This is a genomic window from Sanguibacter sp. TS_SC_8, assembly GCF_055361235.1.
Genome location: NZ_CM143955.1, coordinates 2,991,725 through 3,013,216, shown reverse-complemented (window position 1 = coordinate 3,013,216; position 21,492 = coordinate 2,991,725). Strand labels below are relative to the sequence as shown.

The following is a 21,492-nucleotide window of genomic DNA, read 5'->3' as shown; positions in this document are numbered from 1 at the left end:
CCCGAGCGCCCCCCACGCTCCACCACCGCGCGGTCACCCGCACGACTGACACATGCACTCAGCGAGGAACCGATCCGATGAACGAGTCTTTTGCAGCGGCGGAGCCGCTCCTCGCCGAGCATGCCGAGATCGAGCAGCAGCTCTCCGAGCCGTCCGTGCACGCCGACGCGGCCCGTGCCCGCACCCTGGGCCGCCGGTATGCCGAGCTCGGCCAGGTCGTTGCGGCGTACCGCAGCTGGCACGCTGCGAGCGAAGACGCCGAGGCCGCCGCCGAGCTTGCCGCGGAGGACGCCTCCTTCGCCCAGGAGCTGCCGGCCCTCAACGAGGTCGCCGCCGCCGCCGCCGAGAAGCTACGCCGGGTCCTCGTTCCTCGCGACCCCGACGACGGTCGCGACGTCATCCTCGAGATCAAGGCGGGGGAGGGCGGCGAGGAGTCCGCTCTCTTCGCAGGTGACCTCTTGCGGATGTACCTGCGCTACGCCGAGCGGCGCGGCTGGAAGACCGAGATCCTCGGCTCCACCGAGTCCGACCTCGGCGGATACAAGGACGTCCAGGTCGCGATCAAGGCACGTGGCACCGTCGCCCCTGAGGACGGGGCCTGGGCCAACCTCAAGTACGAGGGCGGCGTGCACCGCGTCCAGCGGGTGCCGGTGACCGAGTCGCAGGGCCGCATCCACACCTCCGCCGCGGGGGTGCTCGTCTTCCTCGAGGTCGAGGACGTCGGTGAGCTCGAGATCGACCAGAACGACCTGCGCATCGATGTCTACCGCTCCTCCGGTCCGGGCGGTCAGTCCGTCAACACGACCGACTCCGCGGTGCGCATCACCCACGTCCCCACCGGGATCGTCGTGTCGATGCAGAACGAGAAGTCCCAGCTGCAGAACCGGGAGCAGGCCATGCGCGTGCTGCGGGCCCGCCTGCTGGCCGCACGCCAGGAGGAGGAGGCCGCTGCGGCGAACGACATCCGCCGCTCGCAGGTCCGCACGGTCGACCGCTCCGAGCGGATCCGCACGTACAACTACCCCGAGAACCGCATCGCCGACCACCGCACCGGCTACAAGTCCTACAACCTCGACCAGGTGCTCGACGGCGACCTCGAACCCGTCGTCCGCTCGGCGATCGAGGCGGACGAGGCAGCCCGGCTGGCTGCCGCCGGAAGCTGATCGGCATGTCCCCGGACGCTCCGCTGAACCCGGTCGACGTCGGCAGCGATCTCGCTGACACCGTCCCAGCCCTCGCCACGGCACAGAACGCGGCACAGAACGCGGACGCCGCGCCGCAGGACGCCGCGCCGCAGGACGCCGCGCCGCAGGACGCCGCGCCGCAGGACGCCGGCCGGATCCTCCGGGCGGCGGCCGCCCGGCTCGCCGCGGCAGGCATCGACTCGGCGCGGGTGGATGCCGAGCTGCTGCTCGCGCACGTCTGCGGACTGAGCCGCGCCGACCTCACCCACGCCGTGCTGCTCGGCCGTGACGTCTTCGGAGCCACGCGGACCGGGGAGGCCGTCAGCCCTACCAACTCGGCCAGCGCCCCCAGCCCCGCCGACTCGGCCGCGAGTCGCTTCCTCGAGCTCGTCGCTCGTCGCGCGGACCGCGAGCCGCTCCAGCACCTCACCGGCTCGGCCGCCTTCAGGCACACCGAGCTCGCCGTCGGTCCTGGCGTCTTCGTGCCGCGTCCCGAGACCGAGTCAGTCGCCCAGGTCGCCGTCGACGAGGCGCGCCGGGTCGTCGCCGAGCGCGGAGACGCCCTCGTGGTCGACCTGTGCACCGGGTCGGGTGCGATCGCGATCGCCGTGCACACCGAGGTCGCCGGCACCCGGGTGCACGCGGTCGAGCTCGACGCCGACGCCTTCGCCTGGGCCCAGCGCAACGTCGCGGCCCACCCGTCGGCGTCCGGCGCGCACGTGGTGCTGGTCCGCGGGGACGCCCGACGCGCGTTCGCCGAGCTCGACGGGACGTGCGACGTCGTCGTCTCCAACCCTCCGTACGTGCCCCCGGACGCGGTGCCCAAGGATCCAGAGGTGGCCCGCCACGACCCCGCGGTCGCGCTCTACGGCCTGGGACCGGACGGGCTCGAGGTCCCCCGCGGGGTGACCCGCGCGGCCGCGCGACTGCTCGCACCAGGGGGGCTCTACGTCATGGAGCACGCCGAGGTGCAGGACGACGCGGCCCGCGCGATGGTCGCCGAGACCGGCCTGTTCGACCCGGCCACGACCCGCCTCGACCTCACCGGTCGCCCACGGATGGTGGTGGCTCGTCGAAACGGCTCCCCGGTCGTGGAAGACTCTCACCCGTGAGTACGTCCGCGATCCGCCCTGCCCACGACCCGTCCGTGTGGGGTCCCTCCATCGATGAGGCTGTCCACGTCGTGCAGCGGGGCGGTCTGGTGGTCCTGCCCACCGACACCGTGTACGGCATCGGCGCCGACGCCTTCGACCCCGACGCCGTGGCCGCCCTGCTCGCGGCCAAGGGACGCGGCCGGCAGATGCCGCCTCCCGTCCTGGTGGGATCCCTCGCCACTCTCGACGGCCTCGCGACCGACGTGCCCGACGCCGCCCGCTCCCTCGCCACCCGCTTCTGGCCCGGCGCGCTCACCCTCATCCTCACCGCCCAGCCCTCCCTCGCCTGGGACCTCGGGGACACCTTCGGCACCGTCGCGCTGCGCATGCCCGACCATCCCACCGCCCTCGCGCTGCTGGCCCGGACCGGGCCCATGGCCGTCTCGAGCGCGAACCGGACGGGATCACCTGCGGCGCTCACCGCGCAGGACGCCCATGCCCAGCTGGGCGCCTCGGTGATGGTCTACCTCGACGCGGGCGACGCCCCCGGGGGAGTGGCCTCCACGATCGTCGACGCGACCGGACCGGTGCTGCGCATGGTGCGGGCCGGGGCCATCTCGCTCGCCGAGCTCAACGCCGTCGCGCCGGTCGAAGAGATCGCCCCGGTCGAAGACCTGCCGGTGGAGGGCGCGCTGGCGGACGCACCCACAGATGCGCCCACAGATGCACCCACAGCCGCACCGCCCGAGGAGAGCGCGGCAGCCGAGACCCCTCGCGCCGCGTCGGCCACCGACCGTCAGGACACCCCCGGGTGAGGGTCTATCTCCTGGTCATGCTCGTCGCGGCGGCAGTGACGTTCCTGCTCACTCCCTTCGCCCGGTGGCTCGCCATCCGCACCGGGGCCGTCACCGCGGTCCGCGCGCGTGACGTGCACACCATCCCGACGCCGCGTCTGGGCGGGGTGGCGATGCTGCTCGGTATCGCTGCGGCCCTGCTCTTCGCGTCGAAGATGCCCTTCCTGGAGGGGGTCTTCGCGGCCTCCGACACCGCCTGGGTGATCCTCGGGGCCGGTGCGATGGTCTGCCTGCTCGGCGTGGCTGACGACATCTGGGACCTCGACTGGATGACCAAGCTCGTCGGGCAGGTCCTCGCGGCCGGGTTCATGGCCTGGCAGGGGGTCCAGCTCATCACCATCCCGATCGGTGGGCTGACCATCGGGTCGAGCAGGCTCTCCCTCGTCGTGACCGTCCTCGTGGTGGTCGTGGCGATGAACGCGGTGAACTTCGTCGACGGGCTCGACGGCCTTGCCGCAGGCATGATCGCGATCGGTGGCACCGGCTTCTTCGCCTACACCTACCTGCTCACCATCGACGCGAGCCCGACCGACTACTCCAACCTCGCCACGGTCGTGATCTCGGCGCTCGTCGGGGCCTGCCTGGGCTTCCTGCCGCACAACTTCCACCCCTCGAAGATCTTCATGGGGGACTCCGGCTCGATGCTCCTCGGGCTGACCATCGCCGCCGCCGCGATCGTGGTCACCGGACAGATCGACCCCTCGCAGACCTCCGGCGGCAAGTCGATCCCGGCCTTCATCCCGATCCTGCTGCCGATGGCGGTGATCCTGCTGCCGCTGCTGGACATGGGCCTGGCGGTGGTGCGCCGACTGCTCGCCGGGAAGTCCCCGTTCCACCCCGACCGGATGCACCTGCACCACCGGCTGCTCCAGCTGGGCCACTCCCATCCCCGCGCGGTGATCATCATGTACCTGTGGAGCGCAGTGTTCTCCTTCGGGGCCGCGGCACTGGTCATCGCGCCCTGGCGCACGGTCGCCGTCGGGCTCGGGCTCGCCGTCGTCATCTCGATCGCCCTCACCCTCGGCCCGCTGCGCGGGCGCAGCGCCCGCATCGGCGCCACCCCAGAAGGAAAGACCTCATGAGCACCCATGACTCTCACACGCCGCCGAACTCACCGGACGAGCCACCGGCCTCGGGCGACTCCACCGAACCCACCGACACCCCAGCGATCCCGGTCGTCCCGGCTCACGTCACCAAGGAGATCTTCACCTCCGCGCTGCGCGCGACCCTGATCATGCTCGTCGTGCTCACGGTCCTCGGGGTCGGGATCGGCGCGCTCGTCGCCGGGGCGTCGGGTGTCTGGGCCGCGCTCCTCGGGGTCGGGGTGACGCTGATCTTCTCCGGGACGACCATCGCCTCGATGCTCTACACCGCTGACAAGGGACCGAACATCACCATGGCGGTGCTGCTCGGTGGGTGGATCGCGAAGATGGCAGTCCTCATCGTCATCCTTGCGGTCCTGGGCCAGATGGACTTCTACCACCACCTCATCTTCGCGGTGATCGTCCTGGTCGGAGTGGTCGGCTCGGCCGCCCTCGACATGCTCTCGGTCATCCGCGGACGACAGCCCTACGTGACTCCCGGCGCGACTACGAACCAGCCCCCGCGCTGACCGGGTCCGCGGCCGGGCAGCCGGCCGATCGTCGGCCATGCAGGTGCCCGAACGCGAAGATCTCGAGGGTCTGCTCCGCGAGATGCCGTCACCGACACGGCCGGCTGTGGGTTACGATTCTTACAATCCATGACGGACAGGTTTGCCTTGTGCGCGCACGCGAAGCCGCCAGCGCCACGCAGACCACGACGACCGGGAGCTTCCTCTGTCCACCTTAGCGACGATTACGCAGTTCGCCGCCTCCGGTGAGGACGGCGGATTCCATCCCCCGTCAATCACGGAGTTCTTCCCGACGGCCATCTTCTTCGAGGACTCGATCTTCGAGTTCAACCGCATCATGCTGGTGCGAGTCATCGCCGCGGTCGTTCTCATCTGGTTGTTCGTCCTCGCCGCCCGCCGAGCCAAGCTCGTCCCCGGTCGCAGCCAGAACGTGGCCGAGATGGCCCTGGACTTCGTCCGGGTCCAGATCGCCGACGAGATCCTCGGTCACAACGCGCGACGGTACCTGCCGATGCTGACGACGATCTTCTTCGCGATCCTCGCCTTCAACATCACCGGCATCATCCCGCTCCTCAACATCGCCGGGACGTCCCTCTTCGGGCTGCCGGCGCTGCTCGCGCTCTGGGTGTACGTCGTGTACCTGAGCTCGGGCATGAAGAAGTTCGGGATCGGAGGCTTCCTCAAGATCAGCCTCTTCCCGCCGGGCGTGCCGTGGTTCCTCTACATCCTCATCACCCCGATCGAGATCCTCCAGGTCTTCGTCTTCCGGCCGGTGACCCTCGCCCTGCGACTCACGGCCAACATGATCGCCGGTCACCTCCTGCTGGTCCTGTGCTTCTCGGCGACGAACTTCTTCTTTGTCGAGGCCACCGGCGCGCTCAAGGCGATGGGTGTCGTCACCCTCGCCGCAGGCCTGGGCTTCACTCTCTTCGAGCTGCTCGTCGCGGCGCTGCAGGCCTACGTCTTCACGCTGCTCGCCGCGGTCTACATCTCGATGTCGATCGAAGAGGAGCACTGACGCCCGCCGTCCGTGCCACCTGGTAGCACAGCAGCACCGCTCCACCGCAGTACCCCACACTTTTCTCCGCGTAGCACGTCCCACATGACGCCCCGACGGGGCGCCCAACGGAAGGAACACCCCAGTGGACACCACCACCACTCTCGCCGAGCTCACCGGAAACATCGCCACGGTCGGTTACGGTCTGGCGACGCTTGGCCCGGGTATCGGCCTGGGTATCCTCATCGGCAAGACCGTCGAGGGCATGGCACGCCAGCCTGAGGTCGCCGGCCAGCTCCGCACCACCATGTTCATCGGTGTCGCGTTCGTCGAGCTCCTCGCTCTGCTGGGCATCGTCGCAGGCTTCCTGTTCTGATGACTGCCTTGACGGCAGCCGGGACCCTCCTGGCCGCGACCGGGAGCGAAGAGGTTGAGGGAATCGACCTGTTCCTGCCCGCCGCGTACGACATCATCTGGTCTGCGGTCGTCCTGATCCCGATCGCCTGGATGTTCTACAAGCTCGTCCTCCCCAAGTTCACCGAGATCCTCGATGAGCGCACGGCGAAGATCGAGGGCGGGCTGAGCAAGGCCGCCACGATGCAGGCCGAGGCCGACGCTCTGCTCGCCGAGTACAAGGCGCAGCTGACTGAGGCACGCACCGAAGCTGCTCGGATCCGCGAGGATGCGCGCTCCGAGGGCGTCGCGATCGTGGCAGAGGCCCGGAGCAAGGCGAGCGACGAGTCAGCACGGATCTTCGAGACGGCTCAGCGTCAGATCGAGGCCGAGCGTCAGGCAGCAGCGATCTCGCTGCGCAACGACGTCGGCGTGCTCGCGACCGAGCTCGCCTCCAAGATCGTCGGGGAGTCCCTCGAGGACACCGCCCGTCAGTCGCGTGTCGTGGACCGCTTCCTCGATGAGCTCGAGGCTTCGGCTCTGACCACCGCACCAAAGGGGAAGTGATGCGAGGGACCAGCCTGGCGTCTCTCCACGCAGCTCAGGACCGGCTCGAGCCGGTCCTGGCAGCGGCAGGGGAGCAGGCCCACACCATCGGCGATCAGATGTTCGCCGTGGTCGACGCTCTCGACGCCTCAGGGGCGCTGCGCCGGTCTCTTGCAGACCCGTCACGTCCGGCTCAGGACAAGGCAGACCTTGCCCGATCCCTCCTGAAGGACTTCGACCCGCGCACGGTCGACATCATCGAGGGCCTCGCCCGTTCGCGGTGGTTCTCCGAGCGCGACCTCACCGACGCCGTCGACACGCTCGGCATCGACGCCTACCTGGCGTCGGCGCAGGCGCGCGGGGTGCTCGAGAAGGTCGAGTCGCAGCTGTTCCGGATCACCCGGGGGCTCGTGGGGCAGCGTGAGGTCCGTCAGGCCCTCTCGGACAGCTCGACGGACCCGGCCCGGCGCATCAAGCTCGTCGACGACATCCTCGTCGGCAAGGCCGACCCGGTGACCATCGCCATCTGCCGCCGGGCGACCGGCGTCCCGCGCGGGGAACGTTTCGTTCCCGCACTCGTGCGGGTGGGCGGGATGGCCGCAGCGCGCCGGAACCGCATCGTGGCCTCGGTCACCTCCGGCGGCGAGCTCAGCCAGTCCCAGCTGGACCGCCTCGCGGGCCTGCTGGAGTCGGCCTACGGCTCGGCGGTCCAGATCGACCTGACCGTCGACCCAGCAGTTGTCGGCGGTCTGCGCATCCAGATCGGGTCGGACGTCGTGGACTCCACGGTGCTGGCCCGCCTCGCCGATGCTCGGCGACGCCTTGCAGGGTGAGCGCCTTCCGCTCCGCACCGCCGGCACCGTCCGGTTCCACAGACATGAAAGTTCGACCGCACATGCGGCCACGACAGGAGACAAGCAATGGCTGAGCTGACGATCCGGCCCGAGGAAATTCGGGCCGCGCTGGACAGCTTCGTGAAGTCCTACAAGCCTGAGACCGTCGTCACCGAAGAGGTTGGCCGGGTAGTTCAGGCTGGTGACGGCATCGCGCAGGTGGAAGGTCTTCCGGGCGCAATGGCCAACGAGCTGTTGCGATTCGAAGATGGCACGCTCGGCCTCGCGCTGAACCTTGACGTGCGCCTCATCGGCGTCGTCATCCTCGGTGAGTTCACCGGGATCGAAGAGGGTCAGCTCGTGCGCCGCACCGGAGAGGTCCTCTCCGTCGGCATCGGCGACGCCTACCTCGGTCGCGTCGTCGACCCGCTGGGCGCACCGATCGACGGTCTCGGCGAGATCGTCACGACGGGCCGCCGCGCCCTCGAGCTGCAGGCTCCGGGCGTCATGGCCCGCAAGTCCGTGCACGAGCCGCTGCAGACCGGCCTCAAGGCGATCGACGCGATGATCCCGATCGGGCGTGGACAGCGTCAGCTCATCATCGGCGACCGCCAGACCGGCAAGACGGCGATCGCGATCGACACGATCATCAACCAGAAGGCGAACTGGGAGACCGGCGACCCGACCAAGCAGGTGCGCTGCATCTACGTGGCGATCGGTCAGAAGGGTTCGACCATCGCCGGCGTGCGCGGCGCCCTGGAAGAGGCAGGCGCGCTCGAGTACACGACGATCGTCGCGGCTCCGGCCTCCGACCCCGCCGGGTTCAAGTACATCGCTCCGTACACCGGCTCGGCCATCGGCCAGCACTGGATGTACGAGGGCAAGCACGTCCTCATCATCTTCGACGACCTGTCCAAGCAGGCCGAGGCCTACCGCTCGGTCTCGCTGCTGCTGCGTCGCCCGCCGGGCCGTGAGGCTTACCCCGGTGACGTCTTCTACCTGCACTCCCGTCTCCTCGAGCGTTGTGCCAAGCTCTCCGACGAGCTGGGTGCCGGCTCGATGACCGGCCTGCCGATCATCGAGACGAAGGCCAACGACGTCTCGGCGTACATCCCGACCAACGTCATCTCGATCACCGACGGTCAGATCTTCCTCCAGTCCGACCTGTTCAACGCCGACCAGCGTCCCGCGGTCGACGTGGGCATCTCGGTCTCGCGCGTCGGAGGTTCCGCGCAGATCAAGGCGATGAAGAAGGTCTCGGGAACGCTCAAGCTCGACCTCGCGCAGTTCCGTTCGCTCGAGGCCTTCGCGATGTTCGCCTCGGACCTCGACGCCGCGTCCCGCGCCCAGCTCAACCGTGGTGCGCGTCTGCTCGAGCTGCTCAAGCAGGCGCAGTACAACCCGTACCCGGTCGAGGACCAGGTCGCCTCGATCTGGGCCGGCACCAAGGGCAAGCTCGACGACGTGCCCCTCGAGGACGTGCGCCGCTTCGAGACCGAGCTCATCGACCACCTGCGACGCAACACCGACGTGCTCACCACGATCGCCACGACCGGCAAGCTTGAGGACGCCACCGAGGCGGCTCTGTCCGCCGGCGTCGACGAGTTCCGCAACGGCTTCCTCAAGGGCGACGGTTCTCCGCTCGTCGGTGGCGATGACGAGACGGTTGACGAGTCCGCGCCTGTCGAGCAGGAGCAGATCGTCCGTCAGAAGAAGGCGTGACCTGTGGCCGGTAACCAGCGCGTCTTCAAAGAGCGCATCAAGTCGACGCAGTCGCTGAAGAAGATGTTCCGTGCTCAGGAACTCATCGCAGCGTCTCGCATCGGCAAAGCCCGCGCCCGCGTCACTGCGTCTCTGCCGTACGCGGTCGCGATCACCCGTGCTGTCTCGGCGGTCGCCACGCACTCGAACGTCAAGCACCCGCTGACGTCCGATCGCGAGGGCAACAACCGGGTCGCGGTCCTCGTCATCGCCTCGGACCGCGGCATGGCGGGGGCATACGCCGCCAGCGCCATCCGGGAGGCCGAAGCGCTGATCGGGCGCCTCACGGACGAGGGCAAGGAGATCGCTCTCTACGTCAGCGGACGTCGTGCGCTCGCCTACTACCAGTTCCGCGGTCGCGAGATCACCGGATCCTGGACGGGAGACTCCGACCGTCCCGACGCCGTAGAGGCCGAGGCGATGGCGGACACGCTGTTGGCTGCGTTCCTGGCCGAGGACGACGCCGAGGGTGTCAGCGAGCTGCACATCGTGTTCACGCAGTTCGTCAACATGGTGACCCAGCGTCCCCGGGTCATCCGCATGCTGCCTCTCGAGATCGTCGACGGGGTCGCACCGGTCGGTGAGTCGCACACGCAGACACTGCCGCTGTACGACTTCGAGCCCTCGGCCGAGGACGTGCTCGACGCGTTGCTGCCACGGTACGTGCGCAGCCGAATCTTCAGCTGCCTGCTCCAGGCCGCTGCCTCCGAGCTCGCCTCGCGTCAGCGGGCGATGCACACAGCCACCGAGAACGCAGAGGACCTCATCCGCATGTACACGCGTCTGGCCAACCAGGCGCGTCAGGGTGAGATCACCCAGGAGATCAGCGAGATCGTCTCGGGCGCTGACGCGCTTGCGGCCTCCTGACCGGCGCATGATGACCAAGAGCAGCAGCGCCATCGTCACAGCTTCATCACTCAGCACAGTCCCTGCCGGAGTCACCTCCGGCCCAGCGAAGCGAGGCCAGAAATGACCGCCACGTCCGTCGAAGCCACGGCCGGCTCACAGGCCGGACCCGGCGTGGGCCGTGTGGCCCGCGTCATCGGTCCCGTCGTCGACATCGAGTTCCCAGCCGATGCCATCCCCGAGATGTACAACGCGCTCACGGTGGAGATCGACCTCTCCGCCCAGGGCGAGGGCGAGGGTGACGCCAACTTCGTGCTGACCCTCGAGGTGGCTCAGCACCTGGGAGACTCGCTCATCCGCGCGATCGCCCTCAAGCCGACCGACGGTCTGGTCCGCGGCGCGGTCGTCACCGACACCGGTGCGCCCATCAGCGTGCCCGTCGGTGACGTGACCAAGGGTCACGTCTTCGACGTGACCGGCAACGTGCTCAACGCCAAGCCCGGCGAGAAGATCGAGATCACCGAGCGCTGGCCGATCCACCGCAAGCCGCCGGCCTTCGACCAGCTCGAGTCGAAGACGACGATGTTCGAGACCGGCATCAAGGTCATCGACCTTCTCACCCCGTACGTCATGGGTGGAAAGATCGGCCTGTTCGGTGGCGCCGGCGTCGGGAAGACCGTCCTCATCCAGGAGATGATCTACCGCGTGGCGAACAACCACAACGGTGTGTCCGTCTTCGCCGGTGTGGGGGAGCGGACCCGTGAGGGCAACGACCTCATCGAGGAGATGACAGAGTCGGGCGTCATCAAGCAGACCGCCCTGGTGTTCGGCCAGATGGACGAGCCGCCAGGCACGCGTCTGCGCGTCGCGCTCTCCGCGCTCACCATGGCGGAGTACTTCCGCGACGTGCAGAAGCAGGACGTGCTGTTGTTCATCGACAACATCTTCCGCTTCACACAGGCCGGTTCCGAGGTCTCGACGCTGCTGGGACGCATGCCGTCCGCGGTCGGCTACCAGCCGAACCTCGCCGACGAGATGGGTCTCCTCCAGGAGCGCATCACGTCCACGCGTGGTCACTCGATCACCTCGCTGCAGGCGATCTACGTCCCGGCCGACGACTACACCGACCCGGCACCGGCGACGACCTTCGCCCACCTGGACGCCACCACCGAGCTGTCCCGTGAGATCGCCTCGCGTGGGCTCTACCCGGCCGTCGACCCGCTCGCCTCGTCGTCGCGCATCCTCGACCCGCGCTACGTGGGCCAGAAGCACTACGACACCGCGACGCGCGTCAAGCAGATCCTCCAGCGCAACAAGGAGCTGCAGGACATCATCGCCATCCTCGGCGTCGACGAGCTCTCCGAGGAGGACAAGACGGTCGTCTCACGCGCCCGTCGTATCCAGCAGTTCCTCTCGCAGAACACGTACATGGCCGAGCAGTTCACCTCCGTCCCGGGCTCCACGGTGCCCATGTCGGAGACCATCGAGGCCTTCTCGATGATCGCGGACGGCGACTTCGACCACATGTCGGAGCAGGCTTTCTTCAACATCGGTGGCCTCGAGGACCTCGAGCGGAACTGGGCACGGATCCAGAAGGAGTACGGCGTCTGACGCTGTCCTTCCCCGCTGGCGGCATCCCAACGATCACAGGAGTAGCACGTGGCACAGCTTGAAGTTGACCTCGTCGCGGCCGACCGGAAGGTCTGGTCGGGCACCGCGAGGCTGGTCACCGCACCGGCCGCCGACGGTGACATCGGCATCCTCGTCGGTCACTCGCCGCTGCTGGCGGTCCTGCGCAGGGGGCACGTGAAGATCCACGGAACGGGCGGGGCGGACGTCAACGTCTCCGTCTCGGGTGGATTCATCTCGGTGGACGACGACGTGATCACGATCGTGGTCGACTCAGCCGAGCTCGATGTAGCCATCGCGACCGCGGCACGCTGAGACCAGCTGCGGAGCACTGACGAAGTCGTGGGGATCCTGGTCTGGACACTGGTAGGACTGCTTCTGGCAGCCCTGCTCGTGGCTGGGCTGGGGTTCTCACGACTTCGTGCGTTGTCCCACCACGTGGGTTCCTTCGAGTCGCGGCTGCGGTTCACGACCGAGGCGGCCTCCGGGTCGGCGTCGGGCAGGCTGTGGCGCTCCGGGTTCGGTGTCTACCGGGCGGACCGGCTCGTGTGGTGGCAGTCCCGGTCCCTCGCTGTCCGCCCGACCTACGAGTGGTTGCGCGGGTCCTTCTCCGTGTCCGGGCGGGTCCCGCTGGTGTGTCCAGGACGACCCGATCTCTTCCTCGTCCACTGCCGGCACGGATCGGAGGGCTTCGACCTCACGATGTCCCCGGAAGCCTATTCTGGGCTCGCCTCCTGGCTCGAGTCCGCCCCACCCAGCTCCCGCCACTTCGTGGTGTGATGGGTGGCCCGGCGTCCCACGACGCCGGTGAACGACCTTCTCTAGGAGTCTGCTGTGCGTCTTGTCGTTGCCCTGTGCTCGGCCCACTACACGGGACGGCTCGCCGCTCACCTCCCGCTCGCCACGAGGCTCCTCGTGGTCAAGGCGGACGGCAGCGTCCTGCTGCACTCCGACGGAGGCTCCTACAAACCGCTGAACTGGATGAGCCCACCGTGCTCGATGGCTGTCACGGTGCCTGACTCCGAAGCGGTCGCCCGCGGTGTCAGCGAGGTCTGGGCAGTCCAGCACGCCAAGAGCGACGACCGCCTGGAGATCGAGCTGCACGAGATCATCCACGACTCCTCCCACGCCCTGGGGATCGACCCGGGCCTGATCAAGGAGGGCGTCGAGGCGCACCTGCAGGCGATGCTCGCCGACCAGATCGAGCTGGTCGGCGCCGGCCACACGCTCATCCGGCGCGAGTACCCGACGGCGATCGGCCCCGTCGACATCCTCGCCCGGGACGCCTCGGGGGCCAGCGTGGCGATCGAGATCAAGCGCCGCGGTGACATCGACGGTGTCGAGCAGCTCACCCGCTACCTCGAGCTGCTCAACCGGGACCCGATGCTCGCGCCGGTCCGGGGCGTGTATGCGGCCCAGGAGATCAAGCCCCAGGCCCGCGTCCTCGCGACCGACCGCGGCATCACCTGCCTCGTGCTCGACTACGACGCCATGCGTGGGGTCGACGACGTAGACGCGCGCCTGTTCTGAGCGGTCTGAAACCGTCCCGGACGAGCAGGTCGGCTACCTGAACGTCACGGTCGACAACCGGGCGGCTCCGGTCAGCAGGACTCGCAGGGGCCCCGGTCCCCGGTCGCCCGACGCCACCGGCACGCTCGCGTCCTGCCAGTCGTAGCGGCCGTTCCCGGACGGCACCTCGTGCCGCACCGGGCGCAGGCCCGGTCCGCCGTCCAGGGCCACGGTCGCCACACCGGGGCGCAGGCGGGCGGAGCGCAGCACGATCTCCTGGACACCGTGCAGATCCAGGTCGGCGAACTCGACCCACCCGGTGTGGCAGCCCGAGGCGAGCTGGACGGCGTCGCCCAGCAGCGGCGTCTCCTCGGCGATCACGGTGTGCGCGGAGGAGTCGAAGTCGGCCGCGCGCAGCGTGGCCCCCAGGGCCGGGAAGGGGGCCGGGGCAGGTCCCGTCACCTCGAGAACGGCGTGCAGGGGCAGGTCCACGCTCGAGGAGCCGACGCCGAGGGTGTGCCGGCCCGGTTCGACACGCAGGTGGCCGGAGCGGACGTCCCAGGTGGCCAGCGCCGCCGGGTCGACGCCGATCGTGACCCGCGCGCTCTCGCCCGGCGCGAGGGCCACCCGGGTGTGCCCGGCGAGCCGGCGCACAGGCGTGTCCGCCCGGCCGGTGCCGCTGTCGTCGAGGACATAGACCTGGGCGACCTCGTGCGCGGTCCGGGCCCCGGTGTTGGTCACCGTCACCGTGAGCTCGACCGCTCGCGGCACGTCGGTCCTGGTGGTGTGCGCGGCGGCATCGATGACAGCGGCGTCGACCACGGCGGTGGACAGTGCGACGTCGGAGTAGCCGATCGAGGAGTAGGTGAGCCCGTGGCCGAAGGCGTAGAGCGGTGCGTGCGGGCTGTACCAGTACGTCGAGCGCGCGGCGATGATGTCGTAGTCGAGGACGTCGCCGGCGTGTGAGAGCTCGGCGACCCAGGCCTGTGCGAGCCGCCCGGTGGGTTCGACGTCGCCGACGAGCACGTCGGTGACCCCAGGGCCGAGCTCCTGACCGGCGTGGCAGGTCCAGACGACGGCCGCCGCCTGGTCGGCGATCGACCCGAGGGTGTACGGGTAGCTCGAGACGACGAGGAGCGCGGCCCGTGGGTTCGCCTCGTAGGCCGCGCGCCACACCGCCTGAGCGGCGGCCGGCAGGTCCAGCCCGGGACGGTCCTCGGTCTCCCGACCGTGGATGTGCGGGTCGTTCCCGACCGCCACGACGACGACGTCGGCTGCGGCGGCCGCGCGGGCCACCTCCACCTCGCCCGAGACGATGGTGCGCAGGTCGAAGCGCTCGGCTTCGGCGAGGGAGGTGGCTTCCGCGACGGCCAGGCCGGACTCGGTCTGCACCCGCAGCCACTTCCCGGAGGCGATGTGCTTGAGGGACCAGCTGGCGTCGTCGTGACGGTGGAGCCGGAAGGTCTCCTGGGCGACCCAGCCGCCCACCCGCGTGGCATCGGCACGCAGGATCCACGAGCTCCCGGTGACCAGCGCCCCGGTGGCCACCGACCGCAGCGTGACGACGCCGTCGCCCCAGTCGGTCACGTCGAACTGGGCGGCCGCCGGGCAGCCGGGGGAGTCGGCGAGCAGAACCGCGGGCGCACCCTCACCCGCAGCGGCGCTCTGGCCCGCGGCTGTGGCGGCGGCGGCGACGGCCTCAGCCGGCACCGCGAGGTAGCGCCCGGTGCTGCGTGCGCGCAGGGCCACCCGGTCGGACCCGTCGACCACCTCGACGACGGAGGCTGCCAGCCGGGCGGTGAGCGCGCCACCGAGTCCCGCACGGTAGGGAGGGGTCCCGGAGTACCAGTCGTGCAGGACCCGGTCGGCGAGCGGTCCGACGACCGCGACCCGGGACGGGGCGGCGCCGTCGGGGGCGAGGAGCGGGAGCACACCCTCGTTGGACAGGACGACGACGCCGCGCGCGGTGGCCTCCCGCGCGAGAGCTCGGTGGGCGGGCAGGTCGATCGCGTCTGCCCCGATGTGGGCGTACGGGTCCGCGGCGGCGTCGAACTCGCCGGTCAGGTGGCGCAGCTCGAGGAGGCGGGTGACCGCCGTGTCGATGTCCGACTCGGCGATCAGCCCCGCCTCGAGCGCGGCGGTGAGGCGCTGCGTCGTCGGGCCCGCGTTCGCGTCGTTGTCGGTGAAGGAGTCCACGCCGGCGAGCAGCGAGGCGGCGTGGGAGGCGGTATGGGTGGAGAAGTACCGCTCCGACTCGACAAGATTGGTGGGTGCGGCGGCGTCGGAGACGACGAGCAGGGACTGCTCGGTCCAGCTGCGCAGCTCGTCGAGGAGCTCCTTGGCCACGTGGTTCGGGCGGCCGTTGACGAGGTTGTAGGACGGCATGACCGCCCCGATCACCCCGGCCTCGACGGGGCCGCGGTAGGCGGGGAGCTCGTACTCGTGCAGCACCCGGGGGCGCATCTGCGAGGACGTCACCGAGCGGTCGGCCTCGTTGTTGTAGGCGAGGAAGTGCTTGAGGGTGGGCACCGTCTTCCAGAAGACCGGGTGCTCCCCGCGCAGGCCACGGGCGTAGGCGGTGGCGATCTGCGCGGTCAGGCACGGGTCCTCGGAGAACCCTTCTTCGTTGCGTCCCCACAAAGGGTTGCGCAGGGGGTTGACGACGGGGGCCCACACGTTGAGGCTCACCGACGCGTCCGCGGCGTGCTTGGCCCGGATCTCGGTGGCCACGGCGTCGCCGACCCGCTGGACGAGCTCGGTGTCCCACGTGGCGGCGAGGCCCACGGGCTGCGGGAAGACGGTTGCTGTGCCGAGCCAGGAAACCCCGTGCAGGGCCTCGGTCCCGGTGCGGAAGGGGGCCACGCCCAGCCGGTCGATGCCCGGGCTCACCTGGTGCACGAGGGCGAGCTTCTCGGTGAGGCTCATCTGCGCGACGAGGGCTCGGGCGCGCTGGGTGACGGTCGGAGCGGTCTGGGGCTGGACTTCGTCGTCTGCCTGGGGTCCCACGGTAGGTTCCTTCGTTCGGGTGATGGACAGGCTAGCGCTCGAAACGGTTCGATGACCAGTCGATTGAAGAAGTTCTACAACAATCGGCCTTCCATCAGCCTAAATCGTGATGGACGCGTTCCCGTGAACCTCTTGTCAGCCGTAATGATCTGACGTAGAGTCCGTTTCGTCGAATCGCTTCGACGGTGAAATTGCGACTCAGATCGAGCACACCGACGTGCTGCGTAACCCACAAGGGAGTGAAGGACGCCTCATGAACACCAGCCCAGATCGTCACCGGCTCATGCAAGCCCCGATCAATCGACGCTCGTTCCTCGGTATGCTCGCCGCTGGCGCCGCCGTCATCGGCGTGCCGTCGCTGCTCAGCGCCTGCGGTGACGCCGCGTCCACGAGCCCGACCGGGCCGGCCGGGCCGATCGGCGACGTCATCCCCAGCTTCATCCCCAAGGACTACGTCACCCCGGACTTCCCGAGCGTCAACGGGTCGACGCCCGGCTTCACGAGCCTGCCCGACTCCCTCGTCCAGTCGGTCGCCAAGGCACCGGGCACGGGTCAGACGTACACCGCGATGACGCCGTTGTGGGGAACGATCCCGCCAAAGAGCGGGAACCAGTACTACGCGGCCGTCAACGAGATGCTCGGCTCGAGCATCGACTTCCAGATCACCGACGGGAACACCTACGGCGACAAGCTCGCCACGGTGCTCGCCTCGGCCAAGGACGTGCCGGACTGGGTCTGCGTGCCCTCGTGGAACCTGCCCCCGCGCTTCGGCAGCGAGATCGTCGGGAACGTGTTCCAGGACCTCACGCCGTTCCTCGCCGGCGACAAGGTCAAGGACTACCCGAACCTGGCCAACATCCCCTCCGACGCCTGGAAGTACTGCGTCTTCAACGGCAAGCTCTACGGGCTTCCCTTCCCCGGTGAGGTCATCACCGACGCGATCTTCTACCGCAAGGACGTGCTCGACGGGCTGGGGATCACCCCCTCCATCAAGAACGGCGACGACCTCCTCGCTCTCGCGCTCGAGCTGACCGACGCCGACGCGGGCCGGTGGGGCGCCGAGGACCTGTGGAACACGGCAGCGATCATCCACTCCGTGCCGCCGAAGTGGAAGATCGACGACGCGGGCAAGCTCATCCACCGTGTCGAGACCGAGGAGTACCGCGCCGCGCTGGAGTGGAACGCCAAGCTCTTCGCCTCCGGCGCAGTCCACCCCGACGCCGTGGCCGACCAGAGCGGCGAGGCGAAGGCGCGCTTCCAGGCCGGGAAGTCGCTCATCATGAACGACGGGCTCGGCTCCTGGCACGAGGCGCTGCGCGACAACCTCGCGAGCAACCCGGCCTACTGGCAGCAGCCGCTGCCCGCCTTCGCGGCCGACGGCACCACGCCGGTCCTGTACAAGGGCAACCCCGCGAACATCTTCTCCTTCCTCAAGAAGTCCGACGACGAGGCCAGGATCAAGGAGCTGCTGGGGCTCGCCAACGTCCTCGCGGCACCCTTCGGGACCACCGAGTTCGACCTCGTGGCCAACGGGGTCGAGGGTGTCCACTACACCAAGGGCTCCGACGGCCTGCCGGTGCCGACCGAGCTCGCCGCGACCGAGCTCCAGCCGACCTACATCTTCCTCGTCGACGGACCCATCGCGAACACCCGGGTGCAGTTCCCCGGCTTCGTCGAGGCCTCCTCGACCTGGCAGACCGAGGCCTCGAAGTACCTCGCCGACCCGGCGTTCTACGGTCAGCAGATCTCCGAGCCCCAGCAGTACGCCTCGATCGGTCAGCCCTTCGTCGACCTGGAGAAGGACATCTCCCGCGGCCGCAAGGCGATCACGGACCTCGACGCGGCCGTGAGCACGTGGAAGTCCTCAGGCGGTGACGAGCTCCGCGCGTTCTACCAGGACATCCTGGACGCCCAGTGACGCTCCCCGCACTCCGGCGGCGTACGCCGCCTGCTCCCGACGCCGGTGGGGAGACGAAGCCCGTCTCCCCGCCGGTGGCGGTCCGCAAGATCTCGTGGCGGCTGCGGCTGCGCCGTGACCGTTCCTTGCTCATCATGACCCTGCCTGCGGTCCTCCTGCTCGTCGTCTTCGCCTATGTCCCGATGCTCGGGAACATCATCGCCTGGGAGGCATACTCTCCCTACACCGGGTTCATCAACAGCGTGTGGGTGGGCTGGGAGAACTTCGAACGGGTCTTCAGCAACCCGCTGTTCCTCAACGCGGTCGGGAACACCCTGACGATCACGGCGTTCCAGCTGGTGTTCTTCTTCCCGATCCCGATCGTCATGGCGCTCCTGCTCAACTCGGTCGTCACGCCCCGGATCCGCACGACGATCCAGTCGATCGTGTACCTGCCCCACTTCTTCTCCTGGGTGCTGGTCGTGACGCTGTTCCAGCAGATCTTCGGCGGTGCGGGCCTCGTCAACCAGACGCTGCGCTCGCACGGGTATGAGGGCTTCGACCTCATGACGAACCCGGACACCTTCCTGGTGCTCATCACGATGCAGTCGGTCTGGAAGGACGCCGGATGGGGAATCATCATCTTCCTCGCCGCGCTGAGCACCGTCTCACCCGAGCTCTACGAAGCGTCTGCGGTCGACGGCGCGAACCGGTGGCGGCGGATGTGGCACATCACGCTCCCCGCGCTCAAGCCCGTCATCATCCTGCTGCTCATCCTGCGCCTGGGCGACTCGCTCACGGTCGGGTTCGAGCAGCTCATCCTCCAGCGCGGGGCGGTGGGCTCGGAGGTCTCCGAGGTCATCGACACCTTCGTCTACTACCAAGGTGTCGTCTACGGGGACTGGAGCTTCGCGGCCGCCGCAGGCTTGGTCAAGGGTGTGGTCAGCCTGGGCCTCGTGCTCGGCGCGAACAAGCTGGCCCACGTCTTCGGTGAATCAGGAGTGTACAAACGAGCATGAGCGGACAGACGCCAGTGCTGTCAGCCGACGCGGCTGTCATGCCAGAAGATGCCCTGGACGGGCGACGCGGATCCGGGGCACCCCAGGCCCCCCGTCGCAAGCGCCGGTTCTACGACTCACCCGACCGCCCGATCTGGGAGGAGCCGCCCAGCGCGGTCGGTGCGGCCGCCAAGTTCCTCACGCTCGCGATCATGGTCCTCGTGGTCGTCTTCCCGCTCTACACGGTCGTGCTCACGAGCCTGTCGACCCAGGCGGAGACCATCCGGGCGGGTGGGCTGGTCATCGTCCCGGGGGACATGACGATCAACGCCTACAAGCAGATCCTCAGCGGGGGGATCGTCACCCGAGCCACCCTCGTGAGCGTCGGGATCACGGCGGTGGGAACCACCATCTCGACGATCGTGTCGATCCTGGCCGCCTACGGGCTCTCCAGGTCGAACTCGATCGGTCACCGCCCGATCCTCTTCGTCTTCCTCATCACGATGTTCTTCGGGGCGGGTCTCATCCCGACCTACCTGCTGGTGAGCGAGCTCGGTCTGATCGACTCCTACTGGGCGCTCATCCTGCCCGGTGCGGTCTCGGCCTTCAACGTCCTCATCCTGAGGAACTTCTTCATGGGGATCGAGCCCGCGATCCTCGACGCGGCCCGGATCGACGGCGCGGGGGACTGGCGGGTGCTCGGCGCGATCGTCCTGCCCATGTCCAAGGCGGCGACCGCCGTGGTCGCCCTCTTCTACGGCGTCGGCTACTGGAACGCGTTCTTCAACGCGATCCTGTACATCAACGACAACGAGAAGTGGCCGCTCCAGCTCGTGCTGCGCTCCTACGTGCTGCAGGGCGTGACCCTGCCCGGGAGCGGGACCGGACAGGTCGACGTCGCCTCCGGTGCGGTGACCGGGCTGCCGATCCAGATGGCCGTCATGGTCCTGGCCATCGTCCCGATCCTCCTCGTCTACCCCTTCGTCCAGCGCCACTTCACCAAGGGCGTCATCTTCGGGGCGATCAAGGGCTGAGGCCGCGCCTCCCGCCGTGGGCTCAAGCCCGCGGCGGGAGGGTGGTACCCCGTTCGACGACGTGCGGGGTGAGCAGGCGGGTCTCGGCCGGCTGGTCGTGGTCGAGACGGGCCATCGTCATCTCGACCGCGACCCGGCCGATCGCCGACGCCGGCAGGTCGATCGAGGTCAGCGGGACCGGCTGGGCGTCGGCGACGTCGGCCGGGCACACAGCCAGGACCGAGATGTTCTCGGGGGTGCTGCATCCACGCTCACGCAGAGCAGAGACGACATAGGGGAGGGCCACCTCGTTATGGACGACGACGGCAGTGACATCAGGCATCTCGGAGAGCAGCGCGTCGACCGCGTCGACCGCTCCGGTCTGGGACGACTCGCACGAGATCTCCACGGCACGCACGCCGAGCTCGGCGGCCTCCGTCCGGAAGCCGCGCAGCAGCCTCTCGGCGTAGCTCGTGTGGCGTTCCAGGACGGCGTGCGGGGAGCCGATCAGGCCGATCCGGGTGTGTCCGAGCGCAGCCAGGTGGCTCACCGCGAGGTGCCCGGCGCCGTCGAAGTCCAGGTCTACGCAGCTCAGCCCCTGCGGCTGGCGCGGCAGGCCGATGAGGACGGTCGGCTGGCGCAGCCCGGCGAGCACCGGGATCCGCGGGTCGTCGGCCTCGATGTCCATGACCACGAGCGCGTCGACCATCGACCCGCTCGCCACCCGGTCCAGGCCGGCGGCGTCGTCCTGGGTGAGCAGCAGCACGTCGTAGTCGAAGGTCCGTGCGCTGGTCACCACCCCGGTGACGAACTGCATGATGACGTTGACGTTGACGTCGACCCGCAGCGGCGCCATGAGGGCGATGACGTTCGTGCGGTTCGACGCCAGGGCCCGGGCGCCGGCGTGCGGGCGGTACCCGAGATCACGGATCGCCTTCTCGACGCGGTGACGGGTCGGGGCGGAGATCGGTCGCTTGCCGCTCAGCACGTAGGAGACGGTCGAGGTGGAGACACCCGCGGTCCGGGCTACGTCGTCGATCGTGGCCACTGGGAACTCCCTGTTCGATCATCGGTGGGACGAGCAGGCGGCCCGAGCCGCCAGGGTGGCCGGGGACGTCTGAGCGTGCGGAACGTGCAGGTCACCAGCCTAGGGTGTCGAGCACCCCGTGCGGAAGCGATTCGACTCAGACCGCCCGGTGTGTCGACGACGACGGGCGACACGACGCGCGGTGGGGGGCTGGTGGACACTCCCGGGGGCCCGGCATACGCTGTTGAAGCGCTTCGACGACAGATGAAGCACGCAGATTCGGTACATCGAGA

At 69.0% G+C, this 21,492-nt stretch carries 20 protein-coding genes; 18 read left to right on the top strand and 2 right to left on the bottom strand.

What is annotated here, in order from left to right:
• Nucleotides 1-77 precede the first annotated feature (77 nt).
• The 15 genes from prfA (at nt 78) to nucS (ending at nt 13,279) form a co-directional block, all read left to right on the top strand.
• Nucleotides 78-1,163 carry a peptide chain release factor 1 gene (gene prfA, locus ACWA15_RS13685; RefSeq protein ID WP_464055901.1) on the top strand — a complete coding sequence of 362 codons (1,086 nt, stop codon included), beginning with the start codon at nt 78-80 and terminating at the stop codon, nt 1,161-1,163.
• A gap of 5 nt (nt 1,164-1,168) precedes the next feature.
• On the top strand, nt 1,169-2,296 hold the full coding sequence (gene prmC, locus ACWA15_RS13680) for a peptide chain release factor N(5)-glutamine methyltransferase (RefSeq protein ID WP_464055900.1): 1,128 nt from the start codon (nt 1,169-1,171) through the stop codon (nt 2,294-2,296).
• The gene (locus ACWA15_RS13675) at nt 2,293-3,093 is read left to right on the top strand and encodes an L-threonylcarbamoyladenylate synthase (RefSeq protein WP_464055899.1); all 801 of its coding nucleotides are present in this window, start codon (nt 2,293-2,295) and stop codon (nt 3,091-3,093) included. The genes prmC and ACWA15_RS13675 overlap by 4 nt, the downstream gene beginning before the upstream one ends.
• Nucleotides 3,090-4,214: a glycosyltransferase family 4 protein gene (locus ACWA15_RS13670; protein ID WP_464055897.1), complete on the top strand. Its 1,125-nt coding sequence runs from the start codon at nt 3,090-3,092 to the stop codon at nt 4,212-4,214. Before ACWA15_RS13675 ends, ACWA15_RS13670 begins: the two co-directional genes overlap by 4 nt.
• Complete coding sequence (locus ACWA15_RS13665; protein WP_464055896.1) at nt 4,211-4,744, top strand: hypothetical protein; 534 nt, start codon at nt 4,211-4,213, stop codon at nt 4,742-4,744. Before ACWA15_RS13670 ends, ACWA15_RS13665 begins: the two co-directional genes overlap by 4 nt.
• Nucleotides 4,745-4,886: 142 nt before the next feature.
• Nucleotides 4,887-5,762: a F0F1 ATP synthase subunit A gene (gene atpB, locus ACWA15_RS13660; protein WP_464055895.1), complete on the top strand. Its 876-nt coding sequence runs from the start codon at nt 4,887-4,889 to the stop codon at nt 5,760-5,762.
• Nucleotides 5,763-5,886: 124 nt separating this feature from the next.
• The gene (locus tag ACWA15_RS13655) at nt 5,887-6,117 is read left to right on the top strand and encodes an ATP synthase F0 subunit C (protein WP_066464947.1); all 231 of its coding nucleotides are present in this window, start codon (nt 5,887-5,889) and stop codon (nt 6,115-6,117) included.
• On the top strand, nt 6,117-6,701 hold the full coding sequence (locus tag ACWA15_RS13650) for a F0F1 ATP synthase subunit B (protein ID WP_464055894.1): 585 nt from the start codon (nt 6,117-6,119) through the stop codon (nt 6,699-6,701). The genes ACWA15_RS13655 and ACWA15_RS13650 overlap by 1 nt, the downstream gene beginning before the upstream one ends.
• Nucleotides 6,701-7,513, top strand: a complete 813-nt coding sequence (locus ACWA15_RS13645; RefSeq protein ID WP_464055893.1) for a F0F1 ATP synthase subunit delta — start codon at nt 6,701-6,703, stop codon at nt 7,511-7,513. Before ACWA15_RS13650 ends, ACWA15_RS13645 begins: the two co-directional genes overlap by 1 nt.
• A gap of 87 nt (nt 7,514-7,600) precedes the next feature.
• Nucleotides 7,601-9,235 carry a F0F1 ATP synthase subunit alpha gene (gene atpA / locus ACWA15_RS13640; protein WP_464055892.1) on the top strand — a complete coding sequence of 545 codons (1,635 nt, stop codon included), beginning with the start codon at nt 7,601-7,603 and terminating at the stop codon, nt 9,233-9,235.
• 3 nt (nt 9,236-9,238) lie between these two features.
• Entirely contained in the window at nt 9,239-10,141 is a 903-nt protein-coding gene (locus ACWA15_RS13635; RefSeq protein ID WP_464055891.1) for a F0F1 ATP synthase subunit gamma, read from the top strand.
• A gap of 102 nt (nt 10,142-10,243) precedes the next feature.
• Nucleotides 10,244-11,731, top strand: coding sequence for a F0F1 ATP synthase subunit beta (gene atpD, locus ACWA15_RS13630; RefSeq protein ID WP_464055890.1), 1,488 nt, complete (start codon nt 10,244-10,246; stop codon nt 11,729-11,731).
• A gap of 48 nt (nt 11,732-11,779) precedes the next feature.
• Complete coding sequence (locus ACWA15_RS13625; RefSeq protein WP_464055889.1) at nt 11,780-12,064, top strand: F0F1 ATP synthase subunit epsilon; 285 nt, start codon at nt 11,780-11,782, stop codon at nt 12,062-12,064.
• A gap of 111 nt (nt 12,065-12,175) precedes the next feature.
• A complete protein-coding gene (locus tag ACWA15_RS13620) occupies nt 12,176-12,529 on the top strand; it encodes a DUF2550 family protein (RefSeq protein ID WP_464055888.1) in 354 nt (117 codons plus the stop codon).
• Nucleotides 12,530-12,583: 54 nt separating this feature from the next.
• Complete coding sequence (gene nucS, locus ACWA15_RS13615; RefSeq protein WP_464055886.1) at nt 12,584-13,279, top strand: endonuclease NucS; 696 nt, start codon at nt 12,584-12,586, stop codon at nt 13,277-13,279.
• A 33-nt stretch (nt 13,280-13,312) separates the two neighbouring features.
• Here the strand turns inward: nucS and ACWA15_RS13610 are convergent, their stop codons facing one another.
• A complete protein-coding gene (locus tag ACWA15_RS13610; protein ID WP_464055885.1) occupies nt 13,313-16,264 on the bottom strand; it encodes a glycoside hydrolase family 3 N-terminal domain-containing protein in 2,952 nt (983 codons plus the stop codon).
• 253 nt (nt 16,265-16,517) lie between these two features.
• On the opposite strand from ACWA15_RS13610, the gene ACWA15_RS13605 reads away from it, so the two are divergent.
• Genes ACWA15_RS13605 through ACWA15_RS13595 form a run of 3 tightly spaced genes read left to right on the top strand, consistent with a single transcriptional unit; the run spans nt 16,518 to nt 20,193 of the window.
• Nucleotides 16,518-18,182 (top strand): twin-arginine translocation signal domain-containing protein, encoded by a 1,665-nt coding sequence (locus ACWA15_RS13605; RefSeq protein ID WP_464055884.1) that lies wholly within the window; start codon nt 16,518-16,520, stop codon nt 18,180-18,182.
• A complete protein-coding gene (locus ACWA15_RS13600; protein ID WP_464055883.1) occupies nt 18,179-19,180 on the top strand; it encodes an ABC transporter permease in 1,002 nt (333 codons plus the stop codon). The genes ACWA15_RS13605 and ACWA15_RS13600 overlap by 4 nt, the downstream gene beginning before the upstream one ends.
• Nucleotides 19,181-19,218: 38 nt before the next feature.
• A complete protein-coding gene (locus tag ACWA15_RS13595; protein WP_464055882.1) occupies nt 19,219-20,193 on the top strand; it encodes a carbohydrate ABC transporter permease in 975 nt (324 codons plus the stop codon).
• A gap of 22 nt (nt 20,194-20,215) precedes the next feature.
• Here ACWA15_RS13595 and ACWA15_RS13590 read toward each other — a convergent pair whose 3' ends face one another.
• On the bottom strand, nt 20,216-21,220 hold the full coding sequence (locus ACWA15_RS13590) for a LacI family DNA-binding transcriptional regulator (RefSeq protein WP_464055881.1): 1,005 nt from the start codon (nt 21,218-21,220) through the stop codon (nt 20,216-20,218).
• Nucleotides 21,221-21,492: the final 272 nt, after the last annotated feature.

Bases quoted from the DNA above. Each gene is read 5' to 3' on its own strand.
- prfA (WP_464055901.1), top strand. From the start codon at position 78: ATGAACGAGTCTTTTGCAGCGGCGGAGCCGCTCCTCGCCGAGCATGCC.
- prmC (WP_464055900.1), top strand. From the start codon at position 1,169: ATGTCCCCGGACGCTCCGCTGAACCCGGTCGACGTCGGCAGCGATCTC.
- ACWA15_RS13665 (WP_464055896.1), top strand. From the start codon at position 4,211: ATGAGCACCCATGACTCTCACACGCCGCCGAACTCACCGGACGAGCCA.
- ACWA15_RS13650 (WP_464055894.1), top strand. From the start codon at position 6,117: ATGACTGCCTTGACGGCAGCCGGGACCCTCCTGGCCGCGACCGGGAGC.
- ACWA15_RS13645 (WP_464055893.1), top strand. From the start codon at position 6,701: ATGCGAGGGACCAGCCTGGCGTCTCTCCACGCAGCTCAGGACCGGCTC.
- atpA (WP_464055892.1), top strand. From the start codon at position 7,601: ATGGCTGAGCTGACGATCCGGCCCGAGGAAATTCGGGCCGCGCTGGAC.
- atpD (WP_464055890.1), top strand. From the start codon at position 10,244: ATGACCGCCACGTCCGTCGAAGCCACGGCCGGCTCACAGGCCGGACCC.
- ACWA15_RS13605 (WP_464055884.1), top strand. From the start codon at position 16,518: ATGAACACCAGCCCAGATCGTCACCGGCTCATGCAAGCCCCGATCAAT.
- ACWA15_RS13595 (WP_464055882.1), top strand. From the start codon at position 19,219: ATGCCAGAAGATGCCCTGGACGGGCGACGCGGATCCGGGGCACCCCAG.